Raw genomic sequence first — 25,998 nt, forward strand, 5'->3', positions numbered from 1 at the left:
ATGTATGCGGTTTTAATACCAGTCAATGCAACCCAGCCAGTTATGAAAGGAAATAACATGGAACTCAATGGCGCCGATATCGTCGTGCGTTGCCTTGCCGAAGAAGGTGTTCAACACATTTTTGGCTACCCAGGCGGCGCGGTGCTCTACATCTACGACGCAATCTATAAACAAAAAGATTTTCAGCATATCCTGGTTCGTCATGAACAGGCAGCCGTACATGCGGCCGATGCCTATTCACGTACCTCGCAAAAAGTGGGTGTCTGTCTGGTTACCAGCGGTCCTGGCTTAACCAATGCGGTTACCGGTATTGCCACGGCCTACATGGACTCCATCCCCATGGTGATCATCAGTGGCCAGGTTAGTACCAAAGCCATTGGCGAAGACGCCTTCCAGGAATGCGATACGGTGGGTATTACCCGTCCCTGTGTCAAACACAACTTCCTGGTCCGTGATGTAAAAGATCTTGCCGACACCATGCGCAAGGCCTTCTTCATTGCCAAAACAGGTCGTCCTGGCCCCGTGTTGGTGGATATTCCCAAAGACGTGTCCATGGACAGCTGCAAGTATTCACCCTCCAAGACCGAAGTAAAAATGCGTTCTTACGCGCCGGTCGTCAAGGGGCATCATGGCCAAATCAAGAAAGCGGCCCAGTTGCTGCTTAATGCCAGCCGTCCCATGATTTATACGGGTGGCGGCGTGGTGTTGTCCAATGCCGCCCCTGAATTGCGTGAACTGGTCAAGTTAACCGGTGCTCCGTGTACCAACACCTTAATGGGCCTGGGTTCCTTGAATGCCGATTCAGAACAGTATCTGGGCATGCCAGGCATGCATGGTACGTATGAAGCCAATATGGCCATGCAAAACTGTGATGTCCTCATTGCCATTGGTGCCCGTTTTGATGACCGGGTGATTGGCAATACCAAGCATTTTGCCCAGGTAAACCGCAAAATCATTCATATCGACGTCGACCCTTCCTCTATTTCAAAGCGTGTCAAGGTAGATATCCCTATCGTGGGTAACGTCAAAGACGTGCTGCTAGACCTGAATGAAATAGTCCGTGAGGCGGGTGACGTTCGCAAGAAAAATGAAAAAAGCCTCAAGGCTTGGTGGGAACAGATCAAGGTCTGGCAAGATAAACAGTGCCTTAAGTATGAACCTTCCAACGAGCTTATCCGTCCGCAGTTTGTGGTGGAAAAACTCTGGGAAGTCACTAACGGCAATGCGTTTGTCACATCAGACGTTGGCCAGCACCAAATGTGGGCGGCCCAGTATTACCGTTTCAACGAGCCTCGTCGCTGGGTGAATTCGGGTGGCTTGGGTACCATGGGGGTGGGCCTGCCTTACGCCATGGGTGTGCAAATGGCCAACCCCGATGCGCAAATTGCGGTTATCACGGGCGACGGTTCCATTCAGATGAACATCCAGGAACTGGGCACTTGCAAACAGTATCATTTCACACCTAAAGTACTGTGTCTTAACAACCGTTACCTGGGCATGGTACGCCAGTGGCAAGAGATTGATTACGGTGGCCGTTATTCAGAGTCCTATATGGAGTCGCTGCCCGATTTCGTCAAGCTGGTGGAAAGTTACGGCCATATTGGCATGCGCATCGATAAACCTGCAGATGTGGAACCTGCACTGAAAGAAGCATACGGTAAATATAAAGATCGTCTGGTCTTTATTGATTTCATTACCGATCCTGCTGAAAACGTCTGGCCTATGGTCAAGGCGGGTAAGGGTCTTACCGAAATGCTGCTGGGTTCAGAAGATCTGTAAGGAGCCAACATGAAACACGTAATTTCCATCTTGCTAGAAAACGAACCCGGTGCGCTGTCGCGGGTCGTGGGTTTGTTTTCCGCGCGGGGCTATAATATTGAAACCTTAACGGTAGCGCCTACCGAAGACGCCACCCTGTCTCGCCTGACCATCATGACCACCGGTTCCGAAGAGGTGATTGAACAAATCACCAAGCATTTGAACCGTCTGGTCGATGTGGTCAAGGTGGTTGACCTTACCGAAGGTGCCCACATAGAGCGCGAACTCATGTTAATCAAGGTTCGTGCCGTGGGTAAGGAACGCGAAGAAGTCAAACGCATGGCGGATATCTTCCGTGGACATATCGTTGATGTAACCGATAAGTCCTACACGATAGAACTCACCGGTACTCAGGAAAAAACCCAGGCATTCATTGATGCCCTGGATCGCAGTGCCATTCTTGAGACCGTTCGCACCGGCGTATCCGGTATCGGGCGCGGTGAAAGGATTTTGAAGCTGTAATTGTTGTGAAATCAGGTATGATTCCCCTGATGCAGTTCAAACCATTTTTTTGATTTATAAAAATATATATTTTGAGGCTTTAAATGAAAGTTTTTTACGACAAAGATTGTGACCTGTCCTTGATCAAGGGCAAAAACGTTGCCATTATCGGTTATGGTTCTCAAGGCCATGCCCACGCCCTGAACCTGCACGAGTCAGGTGTTAACGTGACCGTTGGTCTGCGCAAAAGTGGCGCAAGCTGGAACAAAGCGGTTAACGCTGGCCTGAAAGTGGCTGAAGTGGCTGATGCCGTTAAGTCTGCTGACCTGGTCATGATTCTTCTGCCTGATGAAAACATCGCTGAAGTGTATAACAACCAGGTTGCTGCCAACCTGAAACCCGGTGCTGCACTGGCATTCGCTCATGGCTTCAACGTTCACTACGGCCAGGTTGTACCTCGTGCCGACGTAGACGTGATCATGATTGCACCGAAAGCACCTGGTCATACCGTACGTGGTACTTACTCACAAGGTGGTGGCGTTCCTGCGCTGGTTGCCGTGCATCAGGATAACTCCGGTGCCGCTCGCGACATCGCTTTGTCTTACGCTTCTGCTATTGGTAGCGGCCGTGCCGGTATTATCGAAACCAACTTCCGTGAAGAAACCGAAACCGACCTGTTCGGTGAGCAGGCCGTTCTGTGCGGTGGTGCCGTTGAATTGATCAAAGCCGGTTTTGAAACTCTGGTTGAAGCCGGTTATGCCCCAGAAATGGCTTACTTCGAATGTTTGCACGAACTGAAACTGATCGTAGACCTGATCTACGAAGGCGGTATCGCAAACATGAACTACTCTATTTCCAACAACGCTGAATACGGTGAATACGTTACCGGCCCACGCGTGGTTACGGAAGCCACCAAACAAGCCATGCGTGACACCCTGAAAGACATTCAAACCGGTGAATACGCAAAAAGCTTCATCCTGGAAAACCAGGCTGGCGCACCCACACTGCGTTCACGCCGTCGCCTGAATGCCGAGCATCCTATCGAGCAAGTAGGTGCACAACTGCGCGCCATGATGCCTTGGATTGCTGCCAACAAACTGGTTGACCAGTCTAAAAACTAATTTTGGTTTGCGGGTCAGAAGACTCGTTCACTAAAAACTCAGCCCTGTATTTCCCCACTTTTGGTGGGGTAAATACAGGGCTGAATTGTTTTTAACTACAGAAAAAAATACCTTTTGAAAATAATGTAGCGTTTATGTCAAAGTTCTACTGGTTCCCACGCTTCCGCGTGGGAACCAGTTTTTTCTGCCCGTAGTACTCTCCCTATTCCCACGCAGAGTATTTAAATGAAAAATTTTTTCTAATGCTCAGGCAGGCAGATTTGTTTGCGTTTAACGGCCTGCAGGGTGCGGTATGTCAAAATTAAAATGATGCCGCTCAGCACAAATAGCAACAGGCCTGCCAGCAGGCTGTAGAAGCTGCCAGGGTTTTGAGTGGCCATTTCGGTGGTGGCAATAGTGATGGCCGCCAGCGGAAACGAGTAAGCCCAGGCTGAAATGGCAAACGGCAACCTGAAAAACCGCATGGCATTGCTGGCCAACAGCAAGGTAAGGAATAGGGCAAAGAAATACAGGACTCTGGCAAAGCCATCCAGCTGGTGGTTATTAAGGGCCAGGTAGGAAATAAAGGCCACAGATGGCGGTGCAATCAGAATGAACAGAGTGGGCGTTAATTTGGCCGGTAGCGGTTCATGAAAAAAAATACGATAAAAAACAATCGTCATTAACACTATCCAGAACACCAGGCCAATACTGAAAAAGAACCAGCTGATGTCCATCGGTGCATGGTGCACGCCGGCAATGGGAATCAGGATATTGCCCACCACCGGAATGAACCATGCCGGGTTGGCATGGGTAATTTGGTAATGGCTTTTGTTCAGCCAGCTGTTAATCACGGCAATGGTAAGCAGAAAGTGCCCGATGGTGGCCACTGTCCACATCCATTTTGAAACGCCGGGTACCGATAGCCATGAAATGGAGACCAGTAGCAAGCCAATGGTGATGGCGGCCATGAAATTGATTTTAACGGGGTGGCACCATTCTTTTTTCACTTCTTCAGGAAAGCGCAACAGTTTGCTGGTGTAAACAAGAAGCAGAAACACATACAGCAGGGTGGCCAGCCAGCGGATGCCAATCCCGGGGCCAAGCGGCAGGCCAAAGGCCTGTGCGGCTTTCAGCCAGGCAATGGCCAGGCCGGCCATACCCATGACGGAAGAAAACAGGGCAACAGGAAAATAGGCAAGCCGACTGTTTTGTTGAACGGGAAGGGTGGAGGTAATGGAATGATTCATGTTTAAAATATCCCGGGTTAATGACAATTCAAGACAGACAGGCCAAAGGGATAGGGTGATTGCACAGGCATTTGGCGGATAATATCCTGCAGCGCAGACTGGACCATTTCCTCAAGGACAGGATGATAAAAAGGCATTTGCAGCAAAGAGGCTGCGGTTTCTTTGCGTTGAATGGCCCATGCCAGCAGGTGGGCCAAATGTTCGCCACGGGCAGTCATGCCGGCAGCGCCCAGTAAGGTGCCGTTTTCGGCGTCGGCATAAATATGCAGCAGGCTGTTTTCTTCATGCAAAACCCGGGCCCGGCCATTGCTGGAGCCCTGTGCCTTGCCGGTAATAATGTTGCGTTCTGTAAGGTTGCCAATAGTTTCACCCACACTGAAAACATCCGGATCTGAAAAGGCAATGCCCAAGGACACCATGCGTCTGAAGCAAACGGGGCTGTCTTGCACGGCATTGAAGCCGGCAATACTGCCTTCGGCACTGGCTTCATGCATTAAGGTTTTGCTGCCAGTGCAGTCGCCAGCGAGAAAGACCGGCAGGCCTGTGACCTGCATGGTATGCGGATTAAAGGAAGGGATGCCTTTGTCATTGAGTGGGAACCCGGCTTCCTGCAGGTTCAGGGAGTCAAGGTTGGGGCGACGGCCCAGTGCTGCCAGCAGCAGGTCTACCTGGGCTTGGCGTGCACCCGACTGTAAAAGTACCCCTTTGTCGACCAGGCTTACGGCGGTTGGCTGGCCAAGCCATAACTCCATTTCCTGGCTGAAGCGCTGAATGGCCTGTTCGTTAATTTTAGGGTCAGCAATGCCTGCAATGGCCGGTGATAAATCAGCCCCCACCACCTTGATACCCAGGCGTGACAGGGCCAGGCCCATTTCCATCCCGATGGCGCCAAGCCCTAAAATACCAATACTGGCGGGTAGTTCTTTAAGTTCAAACAGTTCGTCAGTGCTGACGGTGTATTCCAGAACCGGATCAAGCCAGCCGGGTATGGCGGGTCGTGAGCCGTTGGCGATAATGACTTTCTTTGCAGAAACCAGGGTGGTTTGGTCGTTGTTGCTGACTTCCAGGGTCGTAGGGTTCAGAAAGCGTGCGGTGCCGGTTAAAAGATTGTCTTGTGCCGTTGAAATGGCCATATTGCTGGCCCGGCCTGCAAAGAAATCCCGCTGTTTTTGTAGCTGTGCCCAAGTGTCATTAAGTTTGTCTGCATCCAAAGCGGTGGCAGGGTTTTGCATATTTTCTTGCAATCGCTGGACAGCACCGGCATGCAAGGCCAGTTTTGATGGCATGCAGCCCACCCGTGCACACGTGGTGCCTAAAGGGCCCTTATCAATAAGAACGAACTGTTTATTGGCACGGCGTACTTCCCTAAGCGCATATAGGCCGGCAGTACCTGCGCCAATAATGGCAACATCGGTGTGTATGGTTTTGTGCATGGTATTCCTTGCTGTAAAAAGAGTCGTAATGGCTTACAGGTAAATATTATATAAAATAATATAATATATTTTTATATAATTATTTGTTCAGAATCAATGTGCATGGAAAATAGTTGCGTCTCGTCACTGTTTCTTTATCTTGTTACGGATGTTGGCAAGGCTTGTTGCCTGGTATGGGTTTGTGGCCCATAAACGGTTGATCAATCCATTAATTGCGTGTAGCCTTATTGTTACTCGCTAGCGGTTCAGGCTGGTGTTTTCTGCCAGGGCAGGGGGCGCAGACTGTATCGACACATGTTATAAAACGATCAACCTCTGTGCAAGCAGAGGTTTTTTTGTAGGAAAATAGATGAATATCAAACCTTTGATTTTGGCTGGCATGCTTGCCATGGCCTCTGTTACCAGTGTGGCCCAGACCAACGAAACATTAAAAATTGGCGTAGAGGCGCTTTATCCACCCTTCGAAAGCAAGGCCCCCGATGGTACGCTGATTGGTTTCGATATCGAGTTGGGGGAGGCAGTCTGTGCCAAAATGCAGGTCACCTGTGAATGGGAAGAAACCAGTTTCGATGGCCTGATTCCCGCCCTGAATGCACGCAAGTTCGATTTCATCAACTCTGCCATGGACATTACGGCAGCCCGTCAAAAGGTTATTAACTTTACCCAGCCCGTTTATGTGGTCCCCAGCCAGTTGTTGGTTAAAAAAGGTTCAGGCTTGCAGCCAACTCCAGAAAGCCTGAAAGATCTGTCAATCGGCGTATTGCAGGGTTCTTCTCAGGAAGCCTTTGTGCGCAAGCACTGGGGTAAAAAGGGCGTGAAAATCGTGTCTTACGCTGCACAAGACCAAATTTATCAGGATCTGGCTAATGGCCGTATTCACGGGGCAGTGCAAAATAGTCCGAGCGCCCTGGAAAGTTTCCTGAATCGCCCTGAAGGTGCCGAGTATGAGTTGGTTGAACCTTTGTTGCATGACCCGGATATTTTTGGTGAGGGTATTGCTTTTGGTTTGCGTAAAAATGATAAAGCGTTAAAACAACGCCTGGATGCCGCCATTCAGGAGTTGAAAAATGACGGTACTATAGGCAAACTGTCAGAAAAGTATTTCAATGCCAATTGGGTAGCGAAGTAATCAGCCACCTTTAACGCCAGGATGTCATTATGCAGATAAAGTCCAAGTTTGCCTCTACCGGTGGCAATATTTTCAGTGCTACCGATGATTTATTAACGCAATATGGTGCCATCAACCTGGCGCACGGTACCCCTGATTTTCCGTTCTCTCAAGAGCTTATTGAAAATGCCCATGAAGCCATGCAGGAAGAAGGCAGCTTGCAGGCACCATGGGCGGGGTTAATGGCTTTGCGTGAAAAAATTGCCGACAAGATTTCATTTCTATATACCCATAGCTACCATCCCGACACTGAAGTAACGGTGATGCCCAGTGCCAAAGAGGCCTTGTTTGCAAGCATTGCCGCGGTTGTGCATGCAGGTGATGAGGTGATTTATTTTGAACCTTCATTTGACAGCTATGCGGCGATGATTTGCATGCAGGGCGCTGTACCGGTGGCCATCAGGCTGGAAGCCCCAGATTTTAAGCCAGACTGGAATCAGGTAAAAGCCAAAATCAATGCCAGGACCCGCATGATTATCATCAATTCACCCCATAATCCGACGGGATCGGTGTTGTCTGAAGATGATGTGCAGGCTTTGCAAGCATTGGTGAAAGACAGCAATATTATTATCTTGTCTGACGAGGTCTACGAGCATCTGGTTTTTGATGAGGACGTGCATCGTTCAATGTCCTCTTACCCAGACCTGGCCGCGCGTTCTATTGTAGTCACGTCGTTTAGCAAGGTGTTTCAGGTCAGTGGCTGGCATGTTGCTTATTGCGTGGCTCCAGCTTTTCTTACGCAGGAAATCCGCAAGGTTCAGCAGTATGTAATGTTCCCGGCCGACACGCCTATGCAGTATGCGCTGTCTGCCATTATGGAGCAGCCCAATCATTACCTGACTTTATCTACCATTTACCAGGAAAAGCGGGATTTGCTGGTGCAAGCGTTGAAGTCTTCCCGGTTTGAGTTGTTACCCAGCAAGGGAGGCTATTTCATGCTGGCTGGTTTTGGGCATTTCAGTGATTTGTCTGATGTGGACATGGTCAGGAAACTCATTGTGGATCATGGCGTGGCTACCTTGCCATTGTCGGCGTTTTATTCAGATGGCACTGACCAGGCAGTAATCCGGTTGACGTTTTCCAAAGATGACGAAACACTGCTGGAAGGCGCACGGCGTTTGTGTGAGGTTTAAATTCTTTAAGCTTGTTATAGGTGTGGTAAGGGCAGCCCGGCGCAGCGACTTCGGCTCGTGCTCACTCCCACGCTCTTGCGTGGGAGTGAATGCGTTTCTGCATGTGAGTGAATACATGGTATGTGCAGGTCTGCATTCCCACGCGGACCGTGGGAATGAGTACCGGCGGTAATTAGCGCACACCGGTAGCAAATAAAATCTGCAGTCTTATTGAACCTTAATATCAGATTCTTTCACAATATTTCCATATAGCTCGGAATCCTTTTTAATCAGCTCACTCAATGCTGCCGGTGTACTGCCAACTGGCACAAAACCCGCACTCTTGAACTTCTTAATCACCTCTGGGTCTTTAACCACCTCGGCAATTTCCTTTGAAACCCGATTGGTAATCTCTTCAGGGGTGCCCGCTGGTGCCAGCAATGCCACCCATGAATTCATCTTGAAGCCCTTGAAACCAGATTCGTCCAGCGTAGGCACCGACTCTTCGCCTTCATACTTGTCTAAAGACGTCACACCCAGCACATTCAACTTGCCTTCTTTTGCATAAGGCATGGGTACCAGGATTGGGTCAAATACCATGGAAACCTGTCCGCTTAACAAATCTGCCAGGATAGGAGCGCTGCCTTTATAGGGGATATGGTTCATCTCAAGACCCGTTATTTTTGCAAAATGCGCGCCGGTTAAATGCGCACTGGAACCAATGCCGCTTGAGGCATAATTCAACGGATTTTTCTTGCCATACTCAACCAGTTCTTGCACTGAATTAACCGGCAGTTTCTTGCTGGTAAACAGGAACAACGGCAAATCGGCAATATGCGAAACCGGCGCGAAATCATCATTGGTATAAGTGAGTTTATACAAATGAGGATTGGCGGAATAAGCGGCCAATACCGTTACAAATGTATAGCCATCGGGCTTTGCGCGGGCTACCTGTGCGGTTCCAATGGTACTGTTGGCGCCGGGCTTGTTTTCTACCACAATGGTTTGTCCCAGGCGGTCAGACAATTTCTGCATAACCACCCGCGATACCGTATCGGTAGAACCGCCAGGGGTGTAAGGCACAATCACTGTAATAGGCTTGGATGGCCACTTATCTTGGGCGACTGCTGTTTGTGTAAATATAAGCGGACTAAGCGCGGTCAATGTTGCCAATACCACTTTTTTCATTGTTGAGGTCTCCTTGGTTTGTTCTGCATAGCGAAACTTAATTTTATTTATTAGGGTTAATGATAGATGTTTTAAATGAAAAAATCCAACTATGATTGATTCAAGAGTGGAAATCCTTGATGTATGCATGAAATGGTTCCGCTATCTGTTTATTACCTTAAATAAGCGTTTGGTTGCCGTAATTTTTTATAAAAATAAAACAATCAGGAAGTGAGACATGAAGTTCAAGTTGCAAGTAATTAAACCCGTCATCTTGCCCGTAATGATTGCGGGCCTCGTGTTTGGGGCGCCAGCGTTTGCCCAAGACAGCTATCCCTCCAAACCCATTACCATTATTGTACCTTACGCCCCTGGTGGTACGACTGACCTGATTGCCAGGGCCATGGCAGACAGCCTTTCTCGCCAGCTTAAGCAGACCGTGGTGATTGAAAATAAATCGGGGGCGGCCGGTTCCATGGGGGCCAATGAAATGGTGACCACCCGTCCTGACGGTTATCGTTTGGCTTTGTCGCCGGTGGGTATTTTTCGCCAGCCTTATTTGCAGCAAACCCGTTATGATCCCATCAAGGATTTAACTTATATTGCCGCCTTTGCAGAATACGACTTTACTATTTCCGTGGCGGCCGATTCTCCGATTAAAAGCATTAAAGAGTTGGTGGAGCATGCTCGAAAAAATCCGGGTGACATCGACTATGGAACACCGGGACGATTTACCGGCAATCATGTGGTCATGACTGAACTGGGTACAGCGGTCAATGCAAAATTTACCCATATCCCTTATAAGGGCGATGCTGAAAACGTGGGGGCGCTTATGGGCGGGCACATTAAAACATCGGTCGTGTCCAATAGCGTGATTCCCTTTGTGCAGGCGGGCAAGGTCAGGATTTTGGCAACGGTTGCCGAAGAACGTCCCGACGCCTTTGCCGATTATCCTACCCTTAAAGAGCTGGGGTATCCCGTCGTGATCCGTTCTCCACTGGGTTTGGCAGGTCCCAAAGGCTTGCCTGAAAATATTGTGGCTACACTGGAGAAGGCGGTAAAAGTGGCCATGGATGACCCGGCAGTTACCAAAGTCCTTAAAGACTATGGCATTCGAACCGACTATATGGATGCCGCCCAGTATACAGAGTTTGCGCGCAAGACATTCGACGAGGAGCGCAGTATTGTAGAAAGGATGAAACAGGAATCCTGATCTGTTAAGGGGGAATATCAGTCATTACATTGGCTCCCTGCCCACAAGGGTAGGGTTTGAGTTTGCTTGGCTCAATTTCAGTTTCTTGCGCTAAATCATTCCACGATGCGAAACATGGTTTTATAATGTTGATTCAATCAGCGTTGATTCAGTCAGCGAGTCTGATGATAGAATATGCAGATATGCTTAGTTTACTTACCGGGCGCTGTGCCTGATATTATTCCGACAATGGAAGCAGGAGATAGTAATAAATGAAAAGATTTTGTAAATTGGCTGTATTAAGCACTGCCATAGGCGCTGCTTTTTTTACCCCAGTAACCATGGCGAAGGGTGCTGAAAATTACCCTAGCAAGCCTATTACATTGGTTGTTCCTTATGCTGCCGGCGGTACCACCGATCTGATCGGTCGTGCGCTGGCCAACAGTATGGAACGTCAGCTTGGGCAAACCATTGTGGTAGAGAACAAACCAGGCGCTGCCGGCTCCATGGGCGCTAATGAAATGGTTAATACCAAGCCAGACGGCTACAAACTGGCCTTGACGCCAGTAGGTATTTTCCGCCAGCCTTACTTGCAGAAAACCCGTTACGACCCCGTCAAGGATCTTAGTTATATTGCGGCTTTTGCCAGTTATGACTTCGCGCTGGGTGTTAATGCGGACTCGCCATATAAAACGCTTGATGATCTGCTTAAGCAGGCCAAAGCAAAGCCCCGTGAGTTGACAATCAGTTCCCCTGGCCGTTATTCCGGCAACCACGTGGCCATTGTTGAATTGGCCAAGGCAGCGGGCGTTGAAGTTACCCACGTTCCTTACAAATCAGACTCTGAAGCCATCGGAGCCTTGATGGGTGGGCATTTGGATGCGGTTATGTCTACCAACGTGATTATTCCATTCATGGAGTCTGGCAAGTTGCGTGTCTTGGGTGTTGCGGCAGAAAAACGCCCCGAGGCCTATGCGGATGTTCCAACTTTAACCGAAGCAGGCTATTCAGTGGTTATTCCGTCTCCATTGGGTATCGCTGGTCCAAAAGGTTTGCCACAGGAAATTGTTGAGAAACTGGATCTGGCTGTGAAAGCTGCCATGGAAGATCCTGTCTTCTTGAAGGTCATTAAAGATTACGGTGTAAGAACCTACTATATGGACAACAAGGCTTACACCCAGTTTGCGATCGATAACTTTGAGAATGAAAAAGACGTTATCGAAAGAATGGGCAACGAGTAATTGACGTTGTTGTTCAGTTAAAAAAAGTCCAGCCAAATGGCTGGACTTTTTTATTGATTATTTGCTGTGGCAAAAGCGCTATAAATGCTTGCGCAAGGCGCAGGAAGCTATAAGGCTAATTGCCTGCCTGAACAACCGGGTGCGGAGCGCTTCGCCACCAGTTGTTTGGCATGCAAAAATCAGGCAAAAACGCGGAAACGTTCTGCGTCATCCATGAATGCTTTTTCAGCAGCAGGTGCTTCGATGCTGCCGAAAGGCATTTGCGCGCGCAGTTTCCAGCTCGCGGGCAGGTTCCAGCGGGTCAGGGTTTGTTCGTCAATGATTGGGTTGTAGTGTTGCAGTGAAGCACCAATCTTGTGGTCTGCCAAAGCCAGCCATACAGCGTGCTGGGCAATGCCTGAAGCCTGCTCTGACCATACCGGGAAATTGTCTGCATAAGCGGCAAATTTCTCTTGCAGGCCTTTGACCACGTTTTGGTCTTCAAAGAACAGAACGGTGCCGTAACCTGCCTTGAAGCTGTTGATTTTGGCTTCAGTGGCAGGGAAGGCGTCTGCAGGCACAATAGCGCGCAGGGTGTCTTTAACAATTTCCCAGAAAGCCTCGTGTTCAGCGTTGAACAGGATCACGGCACGCGAGCTTTGTGAGTTGAAAGAGGAAGGTGAGTTGCGGATGGCTTCCTTGATGACGGATTCAATAGTGCTGTTGTCTTCGGTGACGTTGCGGCCCAGTGCGTAGATACTGCGGCGGGATTTCAATTTATCTAAAAAACTCATGTCTAACCCTTTTGAAAAAAATAATTATGTAGTTCCTGTTCATTTTTTTCTTGCCATTCGGAACCTGACATGGCAAGTAAACTGTTCATGGCCGCCAGTTTAACTGGCGCTCATGTCAAATAATATGACTTCGGCATGACTGGCTTGCTGAATTTGCACCAGCGGTTCGGCAGACAGTTTAAGCGCGTCACCGGTATGCAGTTCCTGGCCATTAATGGTGATGTCGCCCTTAACGACATGGATATAGGCAATACGGTCATTGGCCAGGGTATATTCTGATACCTGGTTCCCGTTGAAAATGCCGGCATACAGTTTAGCATCTTGATGAATGCGCACTGAGCCCTGCTCGCCGGTTTCAGAGGCGATCAGGCACCACTTGTCTTGTTTGGCTTCATCGTCAAAGACCGCTTCTTCATAACTTGGCTCAATATCTTTTTGGTTGGGATATAACCAGATTTGCAGAAAATGTGCGGTTTCATTGGCTGAAGGGTTGAATTCGCTGTGCAAGACGCCAGTTCCGGCACTCATGCGCTGAATTTGGCCACGGCGCAAAATAGAGCCATTACCCATACTGTCTTTGTGTTCAAGTGCACCTGATAGCACATAGCTGACAATTTCCATGTTTTCATGGCCGTGCGTCCCAAAGCCTTGGCCTGGGTCTACTTTGTCTTCATTAATTACGCGCAGCGGTCCAAAACCCATTTGCTTGGGGTTGTAGTAGCTGCCAAATGAAAATGAGTGATGGCTATCTAACCAGCCGTGCTGGACGTGCCCTCGTTCATGACTTCTGGTAATAGATAACATGTCATATTCCTTAAATATAAGATCAGATTATTTGAAAATCTATGTTTCTTATAAAAGCTGTTTAAATTCGGTATGTGGGTATTATGATGTAATTAGTCCGGTTTGAAAAACGGAATGTTTTGTGGGGTATCATCAAAAAATTTGAATATAATCACCAGAAGAAAACCAATTAAGGATTTGTCATGTTCAAAATCAGTCTGGATGCCTTGCATTTGCTGGATGCAATCGATAGGCATGGTTCGTTTGCCGGTGCTGCCAAGGAGTTGTTCCGGGTGCCTTCCGCTGTTTCTTATACGGTACAGAAGCTGGAAGAAAACCTGGACGTTAAATTGTTTGAACGCAGTGGTCCTAAAATCAGCCTGACCCGTGCTGGCAGTGAGTTGTTGAAAGAGGGGAGGGTGCTCATGCAAGCGGCAGCCGAGCTTGAGAACAGGGTGCAGCGCGTTGCCAGCGGATGGGAAACCGAGTTGCGAATTGGTATCAATACCATGTTTTCTTCGCTTTGCCTGAAGGATGACTTGCAGGCTTTTCATCAGGAAACCAGCCAAACGGGTATTCGGATTTCCGAAGAGGTGCTGTCTGGTACGTGGGAATCCCTTCAGGATGGGCGGACCGATATTTTTATTGGTGTCACGATTGATAACATTACAATAAGTGGCGGGTTCCATACGCATTTGATTGGGCAGATGCCATTTGGTTTTGTGGTGTCACCCAGCCATCCGCTGGCGCAACTTGATCGTCCATTGACGCAGGCTGATTTGCTGGCCCACCATGCCATTGTGGTGTCCGATTCTGCCAGAAGGTTGCCTGCCCGAACAGTAGGTGTGCTTTCGGGTCAGTCCAGTATTACGGTGCCTAATTTGTTAAGTAAGTTTGAGTATCAGTTGGCAGGCCTTGGGTTTGGGTTTTTGCCAGCGCCTTATGTCGAAGAGGCGGTACGGCAGCGCTTGCTGGTTGAAAAGGAAGTGAATATTCCGAAGCCAATTGAGACTTTTTATGTTGCGTGGCGAAATGAGTCGCCAGGGAAGGCATTGGCTTGGTGGCAGAAAAGGCTGACAAGGCCCGATTTGTTTGAGCGTATGGTGGCTTTTACCAGAATGCAGTTGTATAAACGGCCGCAGCTTTTTCAGATTGCTTGACGGATTTTTAATTGGTTGTTGTTTTTTTTGATGGTTTTGGGTTCTTGGCTGGCGGCGCGCAATCACCCTGCAGCTTTGCTCCGACGCCGCTGCGCGCCGAAGTCGCTGCATCTGCAGGATGATTGCGCTTTTTATGTTTCATAGGTATGAGTTCTATTAGCCACCGGTACTATAAACAAGCAAATTTCAGTATAAAAATGGCTGTGTGCATAATTTCCTAAAACTGGCAAAAGGTGTGGAGAGTGCTGTCCCCTGCAGCGACTTCGGCGCGTAGCGGCGTCGGAGCAAAGGGGACAGCACTTTCCGCACCGCTATAAAAATAGAATTCAGAAAAATATTCGCCAAGAAATTATTCAATCAGCCCGTTGCTATATGCAACCATCCTGTCGCTTCGTTTGAATGTTTGATTGTTTTATGCAACCACCCTGTCGCTTCGTTTGAATGTTTGATTGTTTTATGCAACCACCCCGTCAGGCTTCGCCTGCCACCCCTCCACAGAGGGGAATGGAAAACGCAGTCTGGACATGAAGTCACAGACTGCGCATCAACATCTAATCAGGTTAATGTATCTAGTCAGGTTAATGTATCTAGTCAGGTTAATGTATCTAGTCAGATTAATGGCTCTAACCAGGTTAATGCCTCTAACCAGATGAATGCATCCAATCAGACTCAGATAGAATCATTCCTGATCAAATCCTTGGCAATAATCACTTGCTGGATCTGTGAAGTACCTTCATACAATCTGAACAAACGAACATCGCGGTAGAAACGTTCGATGCCATATTCAGATACATAACCGGCACCACCAAAAATCTGAACGGCACGGTCGGCTACGCGGCAGCACATTTCGGTAGAGAAATACTTGGCACAAGAAGCCAATGCAGAAACATTCTCACCGGCATCACGACGACGGGCGGCATCAAGAATCATGCACTCGGCAGCGTAAATTTCGGCTTTGCTGTCTGCCAGCATGCCTTGAATCAATTGGAAATTGGCAATAGGCTGACCAAATTGCTTACGGTCTTTTGCATAATTCAGGGCATCGCGCAGCATGCGTTTGGCGGCACCGGTTGCAATAGAAGAAATATGCAGGCGGCCTTTATCCAGCACCTTCATCGCTGTTTTAAAACCAACGCCTTCCACGCCACCAATCAGTTGGCTGGCAGGAATACGGCAGTTTTCAAAAATCACGTCACAAGTATGTGCGCCTTTCTGGCCCATTTTCTTGTCGATTTTGCCTAATGACAAGCCGGGGGTGTTGGCTTCAACGATAAAGGCGGAAATGCCACCAGCGCCTTTGATTTCGTTGGAAGTACGTGCCATGACCGTGAAAATACCGGCATGGGGAGCGTTGGTAATATAGCGTTTGGTGCCGTTCAGTACGTAAAAATCACCATCACGAACCGCAGTGGTGCGCAGGGAGCCTGCATCGGAACCTGCTTCAGGCTCGGTCAGGGCAAATGAACCAATGAGTTCACCGGCTGCCATGCGAGGCAGGTACTTTTCTTTCTGCTCTGGTGTGCCGTCGATAATAATACCAGAGCCGCCAATGCCGTTATTGGTACCGATGAAAGAACGGAAAGCAGGAGAAGTTTGGCCCAGTTCAAAGCCAATGCGCACTTCCTCTTCCATTGTCAAACCCAGGCCACCGTACTCTTCGGGCAAGGTCAGGCCAAAAAGGCCCAGTTCTTTCATTTGCTCAATGATTTCCGCGGGGATTTGATCAGTTTCCGCGACTTGCTCCTCGGCTGGGACGAGTACTTCGTTAATAAAGCGACGAAGGCTGTCCTCTAATAATGTCTGGGTTTCTTGATCTCTAATCATGATTTCAACTTCTCTGGTTTAGTAAAAAACTGCTGGAATGCTGCTTGTGCCTCGTCAGAAACAAGGCATTTGATGAAAGCCTCACGTTCGCAGTCAAGGGTTTCGTTAATCAACGGGATTAAAGTCCTTTTTAACAGGGACTTGGTGGTTTTTAATGACAACAAAGACTGTGCAGCCATCGTACTTGCTATTTTACTTGCTTTAGCCAGGGTTTCGCCCGGAGGAACAAGCTCATTAATGAATTTGCTCTCAAAGGCCTCTTGGGCGCTAAAGGGCTGGCCGAGATACAGCCACTCGTTGGCTTTGCGGATACCGACATACTGTGCCAATAATACACTGGAAGCGCCTTCCGGACACAATCCCAGCGGGACAAACGGAATCCGGAAAGTCGTGTCGCTGGCGGCAATAATAAAATCACAGTGCATCAGCATGGTAACACCAATGCCGATGGCTGCGCCTTCCACAGCGGCAATCACGGGGATATCTGTTTTGACCAGCGCTTTCAGGAAACGCAGACCAGGACTTTCTCCTGCGGGTTTGCTTTGGAAATCACGCAGGTCATTGCCAGCCGTAAAGTATTGCTGTGCGCCTTGCAGGATAATCGCATGCAAGTCATTGCGTCCGGTAGCGGATGCAAATGCCTCGGTAAGGGCGTCATAGGTTGCCGAGTCCAGGGCATTGCGCCGCTCGGGGCGATTAATGGTAATCGTCAGCACCTTATTGTGCTCGGATAACAGAACAGTTGGGCTCATGGGTTCTCCGCCAGGGGTATGGATGACAGTCTCGCGAACGGGTTGTTCATAAGATTACAGTTCTGCCATGATGCGCTGCCGGGCGGCCGCATATTCTTGTTGCATGTTCTTAACGATGTCAGCAGTGCTCTCAATTGAGTCAATACTGCCTACGCCCTGGCCGGCGCCCCAGATGTCTTTCCAGGGCTTGACCCGGGTAGAACCAAAGTTGGTGGCCAGTTTTTCTTCTTCGGTCAGGTTTTCGGGGTTCAGGCCTGCGGCAATAATGCTGGGGGTAAGATAGTTGCCAGGAATGCCGGTAAAAAACGGGGTGTATAAAATATCTTTGGCCGCAGACTCGACGATCATTTTTTTGTAGCGCTCATCGGCATTGGCTTCATGGCTGGCAATAAAGCGGGTGCCAATATAGGCGAAGTCAGCGCCCAGGGCACGGGCGGCCAGAATGCTGCTGCCATTGGTAATTGAACCGGATAGCGCAATCGGGCCATCAAAAAATTTGCGTACTTCGGGCAAAATCGCAAAAGGACTTAATTTCCCGGCATGTCCTCCCGCACCGCTAGCCACCAGGATAAGGCCGTCTACACCGGCTTCCAGGGCTTTTTCCGCGTGGCGGATTGTGGTTACGTCGTGGAAAACCAGACCGCCCCATTCATGCACATGCTTAACCACGTCATCGGGCGCCCTTAGGCTGGTAATGATCATGGGAACCTTGTGCTTGGCACAGGTTTGCATGTCGCTGTCCAGCCGGTCATTTGACGCGTGAATAATTTGGTTGATGGCGAAAGGCGCTACTTTGCGTTCGGGCTCTTTGGTTCGCACATCATCAAGGGTTTCGGTGATTTGTGCCAGCCAGTCATCAAGCAGTTCTGCTGGGCGGGCGTTTAAGGCAGGCATAGACCCAATGACACCACTTTTACATTGTTCAATGACCAGTGTGGGGCTTGAAACGATGAACATGGGCGAGCAAATAACGGGGAGTGTCATTTGTTGGTGAAGTTTTTCAACGATGGGGTTTGTCATTAGGTATGCCTCAAAATAAAGTTGTTGTTTTGCAATGCGGTATAGAATAGGGTATGGGAAACCAGGATAACTGTTGGCTAGCCGGCCACGGAATACTGTTTTTTTCACCTAATCAACTATTCTGATAGCTGATTTTAACGGTTTATATCACCCTACGCTAATCAGATTTCATGAATGCCATAATCGGGTGAGATGAAGTTGAAAGGGTGTGCCGGTTTTTCCGTAACTATCCATAATTCCGCATGGCAAAATATATTTTCATTATTGTTACTGTGTGGTAGCATGCATTAAAAAATTACAGGGCACCGGCAAGCGGTTCAAATTTGTGTTTTTCCGTGTTTGCCAAGGCCAATTGTTTCCTGATTATAAATAAAAGAACATGACATTATCCAAACTTTCCAACAGCTCAGTCAGCCTGACTGATTCCGTTATACAAAAATATAAAGATGACCGCCATTTTGTGACTGCCCTGGCCCGTGGCCTTGAGGTCCTGGCCTGTTTCCGTTCGGGCAACAAGGTGCTCAGCAACCAGGAAATTGCCCTGCGCTGCGGTTTGCCCAAGTCAACGGTTTCACGGCTTACTTCCACGCTGATTAAACTGGGTTATTTAACCCAGGATGAAACCAGTGGCAAATATCGTCTGGGCATGGCGACTTTGTCGTTAGGGGTGGGTATGCTGGCCAAACTGGATATTCGCCAGTTGGCGCGTCCGCTGATGCAAGAGGTGGCTGATTTTTCCCAGGGTATGGTAACGCTGGGCGCGCGTGACCGGCTTTCAATGCTGTATATAGAAAATTGTCGCAGCCGCTCGGCGCTTACGCTAAGTCTTGATGTGGGGGCCCGCATTCCAATTGCCACGTCATCGATGGGAAGGGCGTATTTGGCTGAGTCTAGCCAGGCCGAGCGTAACGAGATTATAGAGCGTGTGCAAGAGCTGGATGAGCAGTCAAGTGAAGCGATTATTGCCGGGATTAACCAGGCAATGCAAGATTATGAGCGCTTGGGGTGCACGTGTTCTTTTGGCGATTGGTTAAAAGACGTGAATGCGATTGCTGTGGGTGTGAATTTGGGTCCCAATTATCCCATTATGGCGCTTAGCTGTGGCGGGCCGTCTTTTAGCTTGTCTGCTGATTTCCTGCTTGAAGAAGTCCGTCCGCGGCTGCAGGGAATTGTGCAGCGGCTGAAAGAATCCATGGGGCAGGTGTAGGGGGCTTCAAGCCAGGGCTTCGTTGCCACACTCCTGCGTGGTAACGCCTGGTTTCTTAATAAACAGCGCGGGGATTCATCTTGCAGGTTTGCTCCGACGCCGCTACGCGCCGAAGTCGCCGCACCTGCAAGATGAATCCCCGCTTTGTCAGTTTCAAGAAGGCTGACTCACAGATCAATTTCTTTTTTGGCTGTAATCCAGTTCCCGTGCTATGCGTGTGAACTCCCTAGGCATTTCAGAATAGGCAGTGCGGCTTAAGATAAATTTTCTTCTGAACTCTGAAGTAACGCAAGTGCGCCAAGCACCACCCCCACTGCAGCGACTTCGGCGCGAAGCGGCGTCGGAGCAAAGTGGGGGTGGTGCTTGGCGCACGTTGTTTGCAACGAGTTTGATTTATGTATGCCCGAGTGAGAGTCAACTGATTATGAGTTCCCACGCTAAAGCATTGGAACTAGTGGGCTCTCACGCTGGAGCATGGGAGCTACCGGTACGAGACGCTGAATCGCTTAAGCTGGGCGCTTTTCAATCAGTGAAAACACCCCGCTGGCATTAAACACATTCTTGCCTTCAACCGTTAGCGCACAGCTGGCAAAAATCATCCGTTTGCCGGCACGATGAATCTTGACCCGTGCCTCCACCCAATCGCCTTCCCTGGCCGGTGACATAAACTCGCTGTTTAACGTCACCGTCACAAAAGACACCGGATGGTCATAATGGGCCAAAATCGCATCACCGAAAGCATTATCGGCAATCGTCATCATCGTGCCACCATGGGCTACCCCGATCTTATTCAAATGCTCATGAGTCAGGCGGACACCTAAAACAGTATGCTTGCCATTCTCATCAACCTGTTCGAAATAAGGACCCGTCAAATCTGAAAAAGGGCTGTTCCTGTTCAACAAACGGAACCCGCTGGGAATATCGTGATTGCTCATGGTGTTATTAGTATGTAAAAAAGTTAATTCAAAGGGACATCAAGCATATCACTATAGCGTTGCATATGGAAATCGTGATCGCCAAACATCGTGTTAATCAAATTAACACGCTTGTAAAAATGCGCCACATTCAGCTCATCGGTCACCCCCATGCCGCCATGCATCTGCACCGCTTCCTGGCTAACCTTGCGAGCCAGCTGACTAATATAAGCCTTCGCACCTGATGCCTTGAAAATCCGGTGCTGCAGGCTTTCGTTTTGCATCTCAATCGCAGCCAGCAGCGCCATTGAATTGGCCTGTTCAGCGGCAATTGCCATATCTGCCATGCGGTGCTGCAAGGCCTGGAAAGTGCCAATCGCCACGCCAAACTGCTTGCGGGTTTTCAGATACTCAAGGGTGGCATCATTCAAAGCTTTAATTAATCCAACCAGTTCGGCGCACAAGGCCACGTTGGTTTGGGCAATTGCATCCATAATCGCGGGCAGGGCCTGTCCTTCTTCTCCCAGCAGGGCACTGGCGGGTACTTCGGCATTGTCCAGAACGATATCGGCGGCATAATGGCCGTCATGGGTTTTATACTTTTTCAGTGTCACGCCGGGGGTGGCCGGATCCAGCAGGAAAACGCTAATCCCTTGCTCATCGCCGGTTGCGCCACTGGTGCGGGCTGATACCAACAGCTGGCTCGCGCTGGGAGCGTCAATAACCATGGCTTTGTGTCCGTTCAGCACCCAGCCATTGGCCGACTTCGTGGCGGTAGTGGACACCATTTTTTCCAGGTAACGGAAGCCGGGTTCGTAATGGCCAAAGGCATAGGTGACGGAACCGTCGGCAATCCCGGCAATGAGTGTTTCTTTTTGCTCCGCTGTGCCTAGCGCGTTAATCAGGCCGCCTGAAAGCACGACGGTGCTTACATAAGGCTCTAAAATCAGACCGGGTGCCAGGGCTTTCATGACCAGATAAGTATCCAGCGGCGTGCCGTTCAGGCCACCCAGGTCTTCATGAAATGGCAGGGCTAAAATACCCAGCTCGGCGTAGGTATTCCAGGCATTGCGGTCATAGGCCTCGTCACTGGCGACCAGTTTTCTTCTTGCTTCAAAAGCATAGTCTTTGTTAATAAACCGGCTGATGGTATCTTCCAGCGCCAGCTGTTCTTCTGTGAAATTAAAATCCATGGAAAAGCTCCAGATATTCGTTTACTAAGTTCAGGTAAGTGGGTTCAATATTGCCGTTATGCCTTACAGGCCAAGAATCATCCGGCAAATAATGGATTTTTGCACTTCACTTGAGCCGCCATAAATGGTTGTTTTGCGTACGTTGAACGAATTGCCCGTTAAATGATAAAAATCGGCCGGGAATGCGCTGCTGATATCTTCGTGGGAAGCGTCCAGAATATGGGCAGGTGCGTAATTGCCCAGGGCCAATGAGGCCAGCTCAGCGATGTCCTGCTGGATTTCCGAGCCTTTTACCTTAAGAATGGATGCCTCAGGGCCGGGCGTGTGCTGCTTGCCATCGGCCGAGACCACTTTCAGGTTGGTGATTTCCAGCGCCATCAGGTCCAGTTCAATCTGGGCCAGGCGATCACGGAAACGAGGGTCTTCAATTAGTGGCTTGCCATTGTTGCCAGGCTGTTTGCGGGCCATTTCCTTAACGCGGGCAAGGGCAGCCTTGGAGCGACCTACCCGGGCGATATTGGTACGTTCATGGCCCAGCAGGAATTTGGCGTATGTCCAGCCCTGGTTTTCTTCACCCACCAAATTGGATACGGGTACCCGTACATTTTCAAACCACACCTCGTTCACTTCGTGGCCATCGTCTAGCATAATGATGGGGCGCACGGTAATGCCGGGGGTTTTCATGTCGATCAGCAAAAAGGAAATGCCCGCCTGTTTGCGTACTTCAGGGTCGGTACGAACCAGACAGAAAATCCAGTCGGCGTGCTGGGCCAGGGTGGTCCAGGTTTTTTGGCCATTCACGATATAGTGATCGCCATCGCGTACGGCAGTGGTTTTCAAAGAGGCCAGATCCGAGCCGGCGCCGGGTTCGGAATAGCCCTGGCACCACCAGTCTTCGCCTGAAATAATGCGGGGCAGGAAACGGTCCTTGATTTCCTGTGAGGCATATTTCTGGATAACCGGTGCTACCATTTTCAGTCCGAAAGACAGCTGTTCAGGCGCACCGTAAGTAGCGCATTCTTCTTCAAAAATATGACGTTGCACGGCATCCCAGCCAGTACCACCATATTCAACCGGCCAGGCGGGTGCACCCCATCCCTGACGGTATAAGGTTTTTTGCCATTCCACCCGTTCCTGTTTGCCTAGCGGTTCGCAGTTGAAGATTTTTGCCCTGATGCTGTCACTGACGTTATTTTTCAGGAAAGTCCTGACTTCTTCCCGGAACGCGAGCTGTTCCGCATTGAAATTGATATCCATGGTTATATCTCTGTAGTGTTTAAGAAGAATAGTTAATTCTGCATTGCAAAATGAAAATCTTTAAAATGGAATTATGATACCTTGAATTCGCGCTCATTAAAAGCATCGTGTTTTAACCGACATATGATTAAGAATAAGGTATTTGGCGAATAATATGGTGTATTATTATTGGAATCCGTTATTTCCGCATTGCGGAATTGTTAATAACAAAGTAGTTTGAATAGCCCTTTGGAGCCAGATTAAGAATGAGTCACGCAACTTATGAAATTAAAGATCGTGTAGCTTTAATTACGTTTCAGAACCCTCCCGTCAATGGCATGAGCTACGCGCTCAGGAAAAGCCTGGTTGTTTTTGTTGATCAGGCCGAAGCGGACAGCGGGGTTGATGCCATTGTGATTACCGGTTCCGCACGCGCGTTTTCGGGCGGTGCCGATGTGACCGAGTTTGGCACACCCAAGGTTTTGCAGCAACCCATTCTGCGCGTGGTGATTGAAGTACTTGAAAATGTGACCAAGCCGGTTGTGGCCGCCATTGACGGCGTTTGCCTGGGTGGTGGCCTGGAGCTGGCCCTGGGTGCCCACTACCGTGTGGCCGCAGCCCATGCGCAAATCGGTCTTCCCGAAGTGAAGCTGGGCCTGTTGCCTGGCGCGGGTGGCACACAACGCCTGCCACGCGTGGTCGGGCTGGAAAAAGCCTTGCACATGATTACCACCGGGCAAATCATCAAGGCCAAGGCTTTGGCCGATACCGCTTTGCTTGATAAAGTGGTTGAAACTGACGTGGTTGGTGCTGCCATTGAGTTCGCCAAAGAAGTGGTTGCACAAAACCTGCCGCTCAAGCGTGTGCGTGATATTGAAATCAGTCCCGAGGGTGCCCGTGAAATCCTGGATGCCGCCCGTGAGAAGCTTGAAAATGGCAAAAAAGGCCAAATCGCTCCGCTGAAATGCCTGGATACCGTACAAGCCAGTGTTTTCATGTCATTCGATGAAGGCCTGAAATACGAGCGTGAATTGTTCCTGCAACTCATGAGCTCTCCCGAGTCTGCGGCCATGCGTCATATTTTCAGTGCCGAACGTGCGGCCACCAAGATTCCTGATGTGCCGGCCGATACCCTGTTGCGCAAGGTTGAAAAAGTGGGTGTGATTGGTGCCGGTACCATGGGTGGCGGCATCAGCATGAACTTCCTGAACGTCGGTATTCCGGTGGTGTTGCTTGAGCAGAAACAGGACGCCCTGGACCGTGGTGTGGCCACGATTCGCCGCAACTACGAAAACACCATGAAAAAAGGGCGTATTACGGCAGCGCAGGTTGAAGAAAGAATGGCATTGCTGTCAACCACCCTCAGCTACGATGATTTTGCCGATGTCGACCTGGCGATTGAAGCGGTATTTGAAAACATGGATGTCAAAAAAGCCGTATTTTCAGAGCTGGACCGTGTCATGAAAAAAGGCGCGATCCTGGCTTCCAATACGTCTACCCTGGATCTTAATGTGATTGCCGGCTTTACCAGTCGCCCCGAAGACGTCATTGGACTGCACTTTTTCAGTCCTGCCAATGTCATGAAATTGCTGGAAATCGTGCGTGGTGAAAAAACCGCTAAAGATGTGCTGGCCACTTCGATTGCATTGGGCAAGAAAATCGGTAAAAAACCGGTGGTGTCGGGTGTTTGTGACGGCTTCATCGGCAACCGCATGCTGTATGCCTACCGTGATGCGGCCGACAACGCCATGCTGGCTGGTGCCTCACCTTCACAAATTGATAAAGCCCTTGAGAACTTCGGTTTTGCCATGGGTCCATACCGCGTGGCTGACTTGGCTGGCCTTGATATTGGCTGGGCCGTGCGCAAGCGTCGTGCCGAGGCCAACCCCGAGGCCTATGTGCCTGTTGTGGCAGACCGTATTTGTGAAGCGGGTCGCTTTGGTCAGAAAACAGGTGCTGGCTGGTATAAGTATGAAACCGGTAACCGCACCCCTATCGTTGACCCAATGGTAGAAAACATCGTCAAGGAATTCCGCGAAGCCCGTGGCATCACACCGCGTGAAGTCAGTGACCAGGAAATTGTTAACCGCTGTGTGTATGCGCTGGTTAATGAAGGTGCCAAGATTTTGGAAGAGGGCATTGCCCTACGTGCTTCCGATATTGATATCGTTTACCTGAATGGTTATGGTTTCCCTGCCCATCGTGGCGGCCCAATGCATTATGCCCAGCAGGTTGGCCTGTTTAATGTGGTTCGTGCCATCAAGCGCTTTGCCGCCGCTTCAGAATCCGAGGCTAAATTCTGGCAGATTTCTCCATTACTGGAAAAACATGCGGAATCCAACGAGCCCCTGAAATAAGCAACTTGTACAGCGGGATACGTTAAAATTAACGATCTCAAAGACAAGTTGAAGATCCTGAATGGCAGGTTGTCTGCCATTCAGGTTTGAAATCTATGGCGTAAAAAATTTTATGCTGTCTTTGTGCTGATTGATCACATTTACATTAGTCGCAAACTTAAGGCTTTAGATATGATAAATAAAATTTGTGGCAGCGTTGAAGAAGCTGTCGCGGACGTGTTTGACGGAGCAACCGTGCTGATTGGCGGTTTTGGTGGGGCTGGTCATCCTACTGAATTGATTCACGCCCTGATTGACCAGGGAGCCCGTGACCTGACTGTAGTCAATAACAATGCGGGTAATTTCGAAACCGGTCTGGCAGCCCTGATTAAGGCAGATCGTGTTCGTAAAATCATCTGCTCATTTCCGAAGTCATCCAATTCGAATGTTTTCAATGAAAAATACAAGGCAGGTAAAATCGAGCTTGAATGTGTGCCTCAGGGTACCATCGCCGAGCGCCTGCACGCAGCCGGTGCTGGCTTGGGCGGTTTCTATACCCGCACCAGCTATGGCACCGATTTAGCCAAAGGCAAGGAAACCCGTGAAATCAATGGTCAGCACTATGTGTTTGAATATCCCATTCACGGTGATTTTGCATTTGTCCTGGCCGAAAAGGGTGACCGCTGGGGTAACCTGGTCTATCGCAAGGCTGCGCGAAATTTTGGTCCGGTCATGTGCCAGGCTGCCAAAACCACGATTGTTCAGGTCAAGCAAATTGTTGAACTGGGCGAACTGGATCCCGAGCATATTATTACGCCCGGCATTTTCGTGAACCGTGTGGTTCAGGTTGAAAATCCTCATATCTCTAGCTAAGGAAA

At 49.4% G+C, this 25,998-nt stretch carries 22 protein-coding genes; 11 read left to right on the top strand and 11 right to left on the bottom strand.

Annotated elements, in window-relative coordinates; translation table 11 throughout:
• The first annotated feature begins 42 nt into the window (after window positions 1-42).
• The 3 genes from ACM5Q9_RS00460 to ilvC all read left to right on the top strand — a co-directional run bounded on the left by ACM5Q9_RS00460 (window position 43) and on the right by ilvC (window position 3,380).
• A complete protein-coding gene (locus ACM5Q9_RS00460) occupies window positions 43-1,779 on the top strand; it encodes an acetolactate synthase 3 catalytic subunit (RefSeq protein ID WP_418142776.1) in 1,737 nt (578 codons plus the stop codon).
• Window positions 1,780-1,788: 9 nt separating this feature from the next.
• A complete protein-coding gene (ilvN, locus tag ACM5Q9_RS00465; RefSeq protein WP_418142777.1) occupies window positions 1,789-2,280 on the top strand; it encodes an acetolactate synthase small subunit in 492 nt (163 codons plus the stop codon).
• An 83-nt stretch (window positions 2,281-2,363) separates the two neighbouring features.
• Window positions 2,364-3,380, top strand: coding sequence for a ketol-acid reductoisomerase (gene ilvC, locus ACM5Q9_RS00470; RefSeq protein ID WP_418142778.1), 1,017 nt, complete (start codon window positions 2,364-2,366; stop codon window positions 3,378-3,380).
• A gap of 239 nt (window positions 3,381-3,619) precedes the next feature.
• On the opposite strand, the gene ACM5Q9_RS00475 is transcribed toward ilvC, so the two are convergent.
• Complete coding sequence (locus tag ACM5Q9_RS00475; RefSeq protein ID WP_418142779.1) at window positions 3,620-4,609, bottom strand: SLAC1 anion channel family protein; 990 nt, start codon at window positions 4,607-4,609, stop codon at window positions 3,620-3,622.
• 17 nt (window positions 4,610-4,626) lie between these two features.
• Entirely contained in the window at window positions 4,627-6,042 is a 1,416-nt protein-coding gene (locus ACM5Q9_RS00480) for a dihydrolipoyl dehydrogenase (protein ID WP_418142780.1), read from the bottom strand.
• Between the two features lie 349 nt (window positions 6,043-6,391).
• Between ACM5Q9_RS00480 and ACM5Q9_RS00485 the strand changes: the two genes are divergently transcribed.
• Window positions 6,392-7,171 (top strand): ABC transporter substrate-binding protein, encoded by a 780-nt coding sequence (locus ACM5Q9_RS00485; RefSeq protein WP_418142781.1) that lies wholly within the window; start codon window positions 6,392-6,394, stop codon window positions 7,169-7,171.
• A gap of 29 nt (window positions 7,172-7,200) precedes the next feature.
• A complete protein-coding gene (locus ACM5Q9_RS00490; RefSeq protein ID WP_418142782.1) occupies window positions 7,201-8,343 on the top strand; it encodes a methionine aminotransferase in 1,143 nt (380 codons plus the stop codon).
• Between the two features lie 207 nt (window positions 8,344-8,550).
• On the opposite strand, the gene ACM5Q9_RS00495 is transcribed toward ACM5Q9_RS00490, so the two are convergent.
• A complete protein-coding gene (locus ACM5Q9_RS00495; RefSeq protein WP_418142783.1) occupies window positions 8,551-9,510 on the bottom strand; it encodes a Bug family tripartite tricarboxylate transporter substrate binding protein in 960 nt (319 codons plus the stop codon).
• A 217-nt stretch (window positions 9,511-9,727) separates the two neighbouring features.
• Here ACM5Q9_RS00495 and ACM5Q9_RS00500 point away from each other — a divergent pair, with 217 nt between their 5' ends.
• Together ACM5Q9_RS00500 and ACM5Q9_RS00505 are read left to right on the top strand one after the other, a co-directional pair.
• A complete protein-coding gene (locus tag ACM5Q9_RS00500; RefSeq protein ID WP_418142784.1) occupies window positions 9,728-10,702 on the top strand; it encodes a tripartite tricarboxylate transporter substrate binding protein in 975 nt (324 codons plus the stop codon).
• 251 nt (window positions 10,703-10,953) lie between these two features.
• Window positions 10,954-11,922 carry a tripartite tricarboxylate transporter substrate binding protein gene (locus tag ACM5Q9_RS00505; protein ID WP_418142785.1) on the top strand — a complete coding sequence of 323 codons (969 nt, stop codon included), beginning with the start codon at window positions 10,954-10,956 and terminating at the stop codon, window positions 11,920-11,922.
• Window positions 11,923-12,101: 179 nt separating this feature from the next.
• Here the strand turns inward: ACM5Q9_RS00505 and ACM5Q9_RS00510 are convergent, their stop codons facing one another.
• Complete coding sequence (locus ACM5Q9_RS00510) at window positions 12,102-12,695, bottom strand: nitroreductase family protein (protein ID WP_418142786.1); 594 nt, start codon at window positions 12,693-12,695, stop codon at window positions 12,102-12,104.
• Window positions 12,696-12,794: 99 nt separating this feature from the next.
• On the bottom strand, window positions 12,795-13,499 hold the full coding sequence (locus ACM5Q9_RS00515) for a pirin family protein (RefSeq protein ID WP_418142787.1): 705 nt from the start codon (window positions 13,497-13,499) through the stop codon (window positions 12,795-12,797).
• A 182-nt stretch (window positions 13,500-13,681) separates the two neighbouring features.
• Between ACM5Q9_RS00515 and ACM5Q9_RS00520 the strand changes: the two genes are divergently transcribed.
• Window positions 13,682-14,638, top strand: a complete 957-nt coding sequence (locus tag ACM5Q9_RS00520; protein ID WP_418142788.1) for a LysR substrate-binding domain-containing protein — start codon at window positions 13,682-13,684, stop codon at window positions 14,636-14,638.
• A gap of 669 nt (window positions 14,639-15,307) precedes the next feature.
• Here ACM5Q9_RS00520 and ACM5Q9_RS00525 read toward each other — a convergent pair.
• From ACM5Q9_RS00525 to ACM5Q9_RS00535, 3 genes are read right to left on the bottom strand one after another with little or no spacing between them, the layout of a single operon-like run.
• On the bottom strand, window positions 15,308-16,462 hold the full coding sequence (locus tag ACM5Q9_RS00525; protein ID WP_418142789.1) for an acyl-CoA dehydrogenase family protein: 1,155 nt from the start codon (window positions 16,460-16,462) through the stop codon (window positions 15,308-15,310).
• Window positions 16,459-17,214, bottom strand: coding sequence for an enoyl-CoA hydratase-related protein (locus ACM5Q9_RS00530; protein ID WP_418142790.1), 756 nt, complete (start codon window positions 17,212-17,214; stop codon window positions 16,459-16,461). Before ACM5Q9_RS00530 ends, ACM5Q9_RS00525 begins: the two co-directional genes overlap by 4 nt.
• Window positions 17,215-17,268: 54 nt before the next feature.
• On the bottom strand, window positions 17,269-18,234 hold the full coding sequence (locus ACM5Q9_RS00535; RefSeq protein ID WP_418142791.1) for an NAD(P)H-dependent flavin oxidoreductase: 966 nt from the start codon (window positions 18,232-18,234) through the stop codon (window positions 17,269-17,271).
• 379 nt (window positions 18,235-18,613) lie between these two features.
• Between ACM5Q9_RS00535 and ACM5Q9_RS00540 the strand changes: the two genes are divergently transcribed.
• Window positions 18,614-19,441: an IclR family transcriptional regulator gene (locus tag ACM5Q9_RS00540; protein ID WP_418142792.1), complete on the top strand. Its 828-nt coding sequence runs from the start codon at window positions 18,614-18,616 to the stop codon at window positions 19,439-19,441.
• 506 nt (window positions 19,442-19,947) lie between these two features.
• Here ACM5Q9_RS00540 and ACM5Q9_RS00545 read toward each other — a convergent pair.
• The 3 genes from ACM5Q9_RS00545 to ACM5Q9_RS00555 all read right to left on the bottom strand — a co-directional run bounded on the left by ACM5Q9_RS00545 (window position 19,948) and on the right by ACM5Q9_RS00555 (window position 22,805).
• Window positions 19,948-20,376, bottom strand: a complete 429-nt coding sequence (locus ACM5Q9_RS00545; RefSeq protein ID WP_418142793.1) for a PaaI family thioesterase — start codon at window positions 20,374-20,376, stop codon at window positions 19,948-19,950.
• A gap of 23 nt (window positions 20,377-20,399) precedes the next feature.
• A complete protein-coding gene (locus ACM5Q9_RS00550) occupies window positions 20,400-21,548 on the bottom strand; it encodes an acyl-CoA dehydrogenase family protein (protein WP_418142794.1) in 1,149 nt (382 codons plus the stop codon).
• A gap of 63 nt (window positions 21,549-21,611) precedes the next feature.
• Window positions 21,612-22,805, bottom strand: coding sequence for an acyl-CoA dehydrogenase family protein (locus ACM5Q9_RS00555; RefSeq protein ID WP_418142795.1), 1,194 nt, complete (start codon window positions 22,803-22,805; stop codon window positions 21,612-21,614).
• 245 nt (window positions 22,806-23,050) lie between these two features.
• Here ACM5Q9_RS00555 and ACM5Q9_RS00560 point away from each other — a divergent pair, with 245 nt between their 5' ends.
• Entirely contained in the window at window positions 23,051-25,141 is a 2,091-nt protein-coding gene (locus ACM5Q9_RS00560; protein ID WP_418142796.1) for a 3-hydroxyacyl-CoA dehydrogenase NAD-binding domain-containing protein, read from the top strand.
• Window positions 25,142-25,312: 171 nt separating this feature from the next.
• Entirely contained in the window at window positions 25,313-25,993 is a 681-nt protein-coding gene (locus ACM5Q9_RS00565; protein WP_169294022.1) for a 3-oxoacid CoA-transferase subunit A, read from the top strand.
• The last annotated feature ends 5 nt before the right edge of the window (window positions 25,994-25,998 follow it).

This window comes from Advenella sp. RU8, from assembly GCF_048381675.1.
Classification (GTDB): Bacteria; Pseudomonadota; Gammaproteobacteria; order Burkholderiales; family Burkholderiaceae_B; genus Advenella.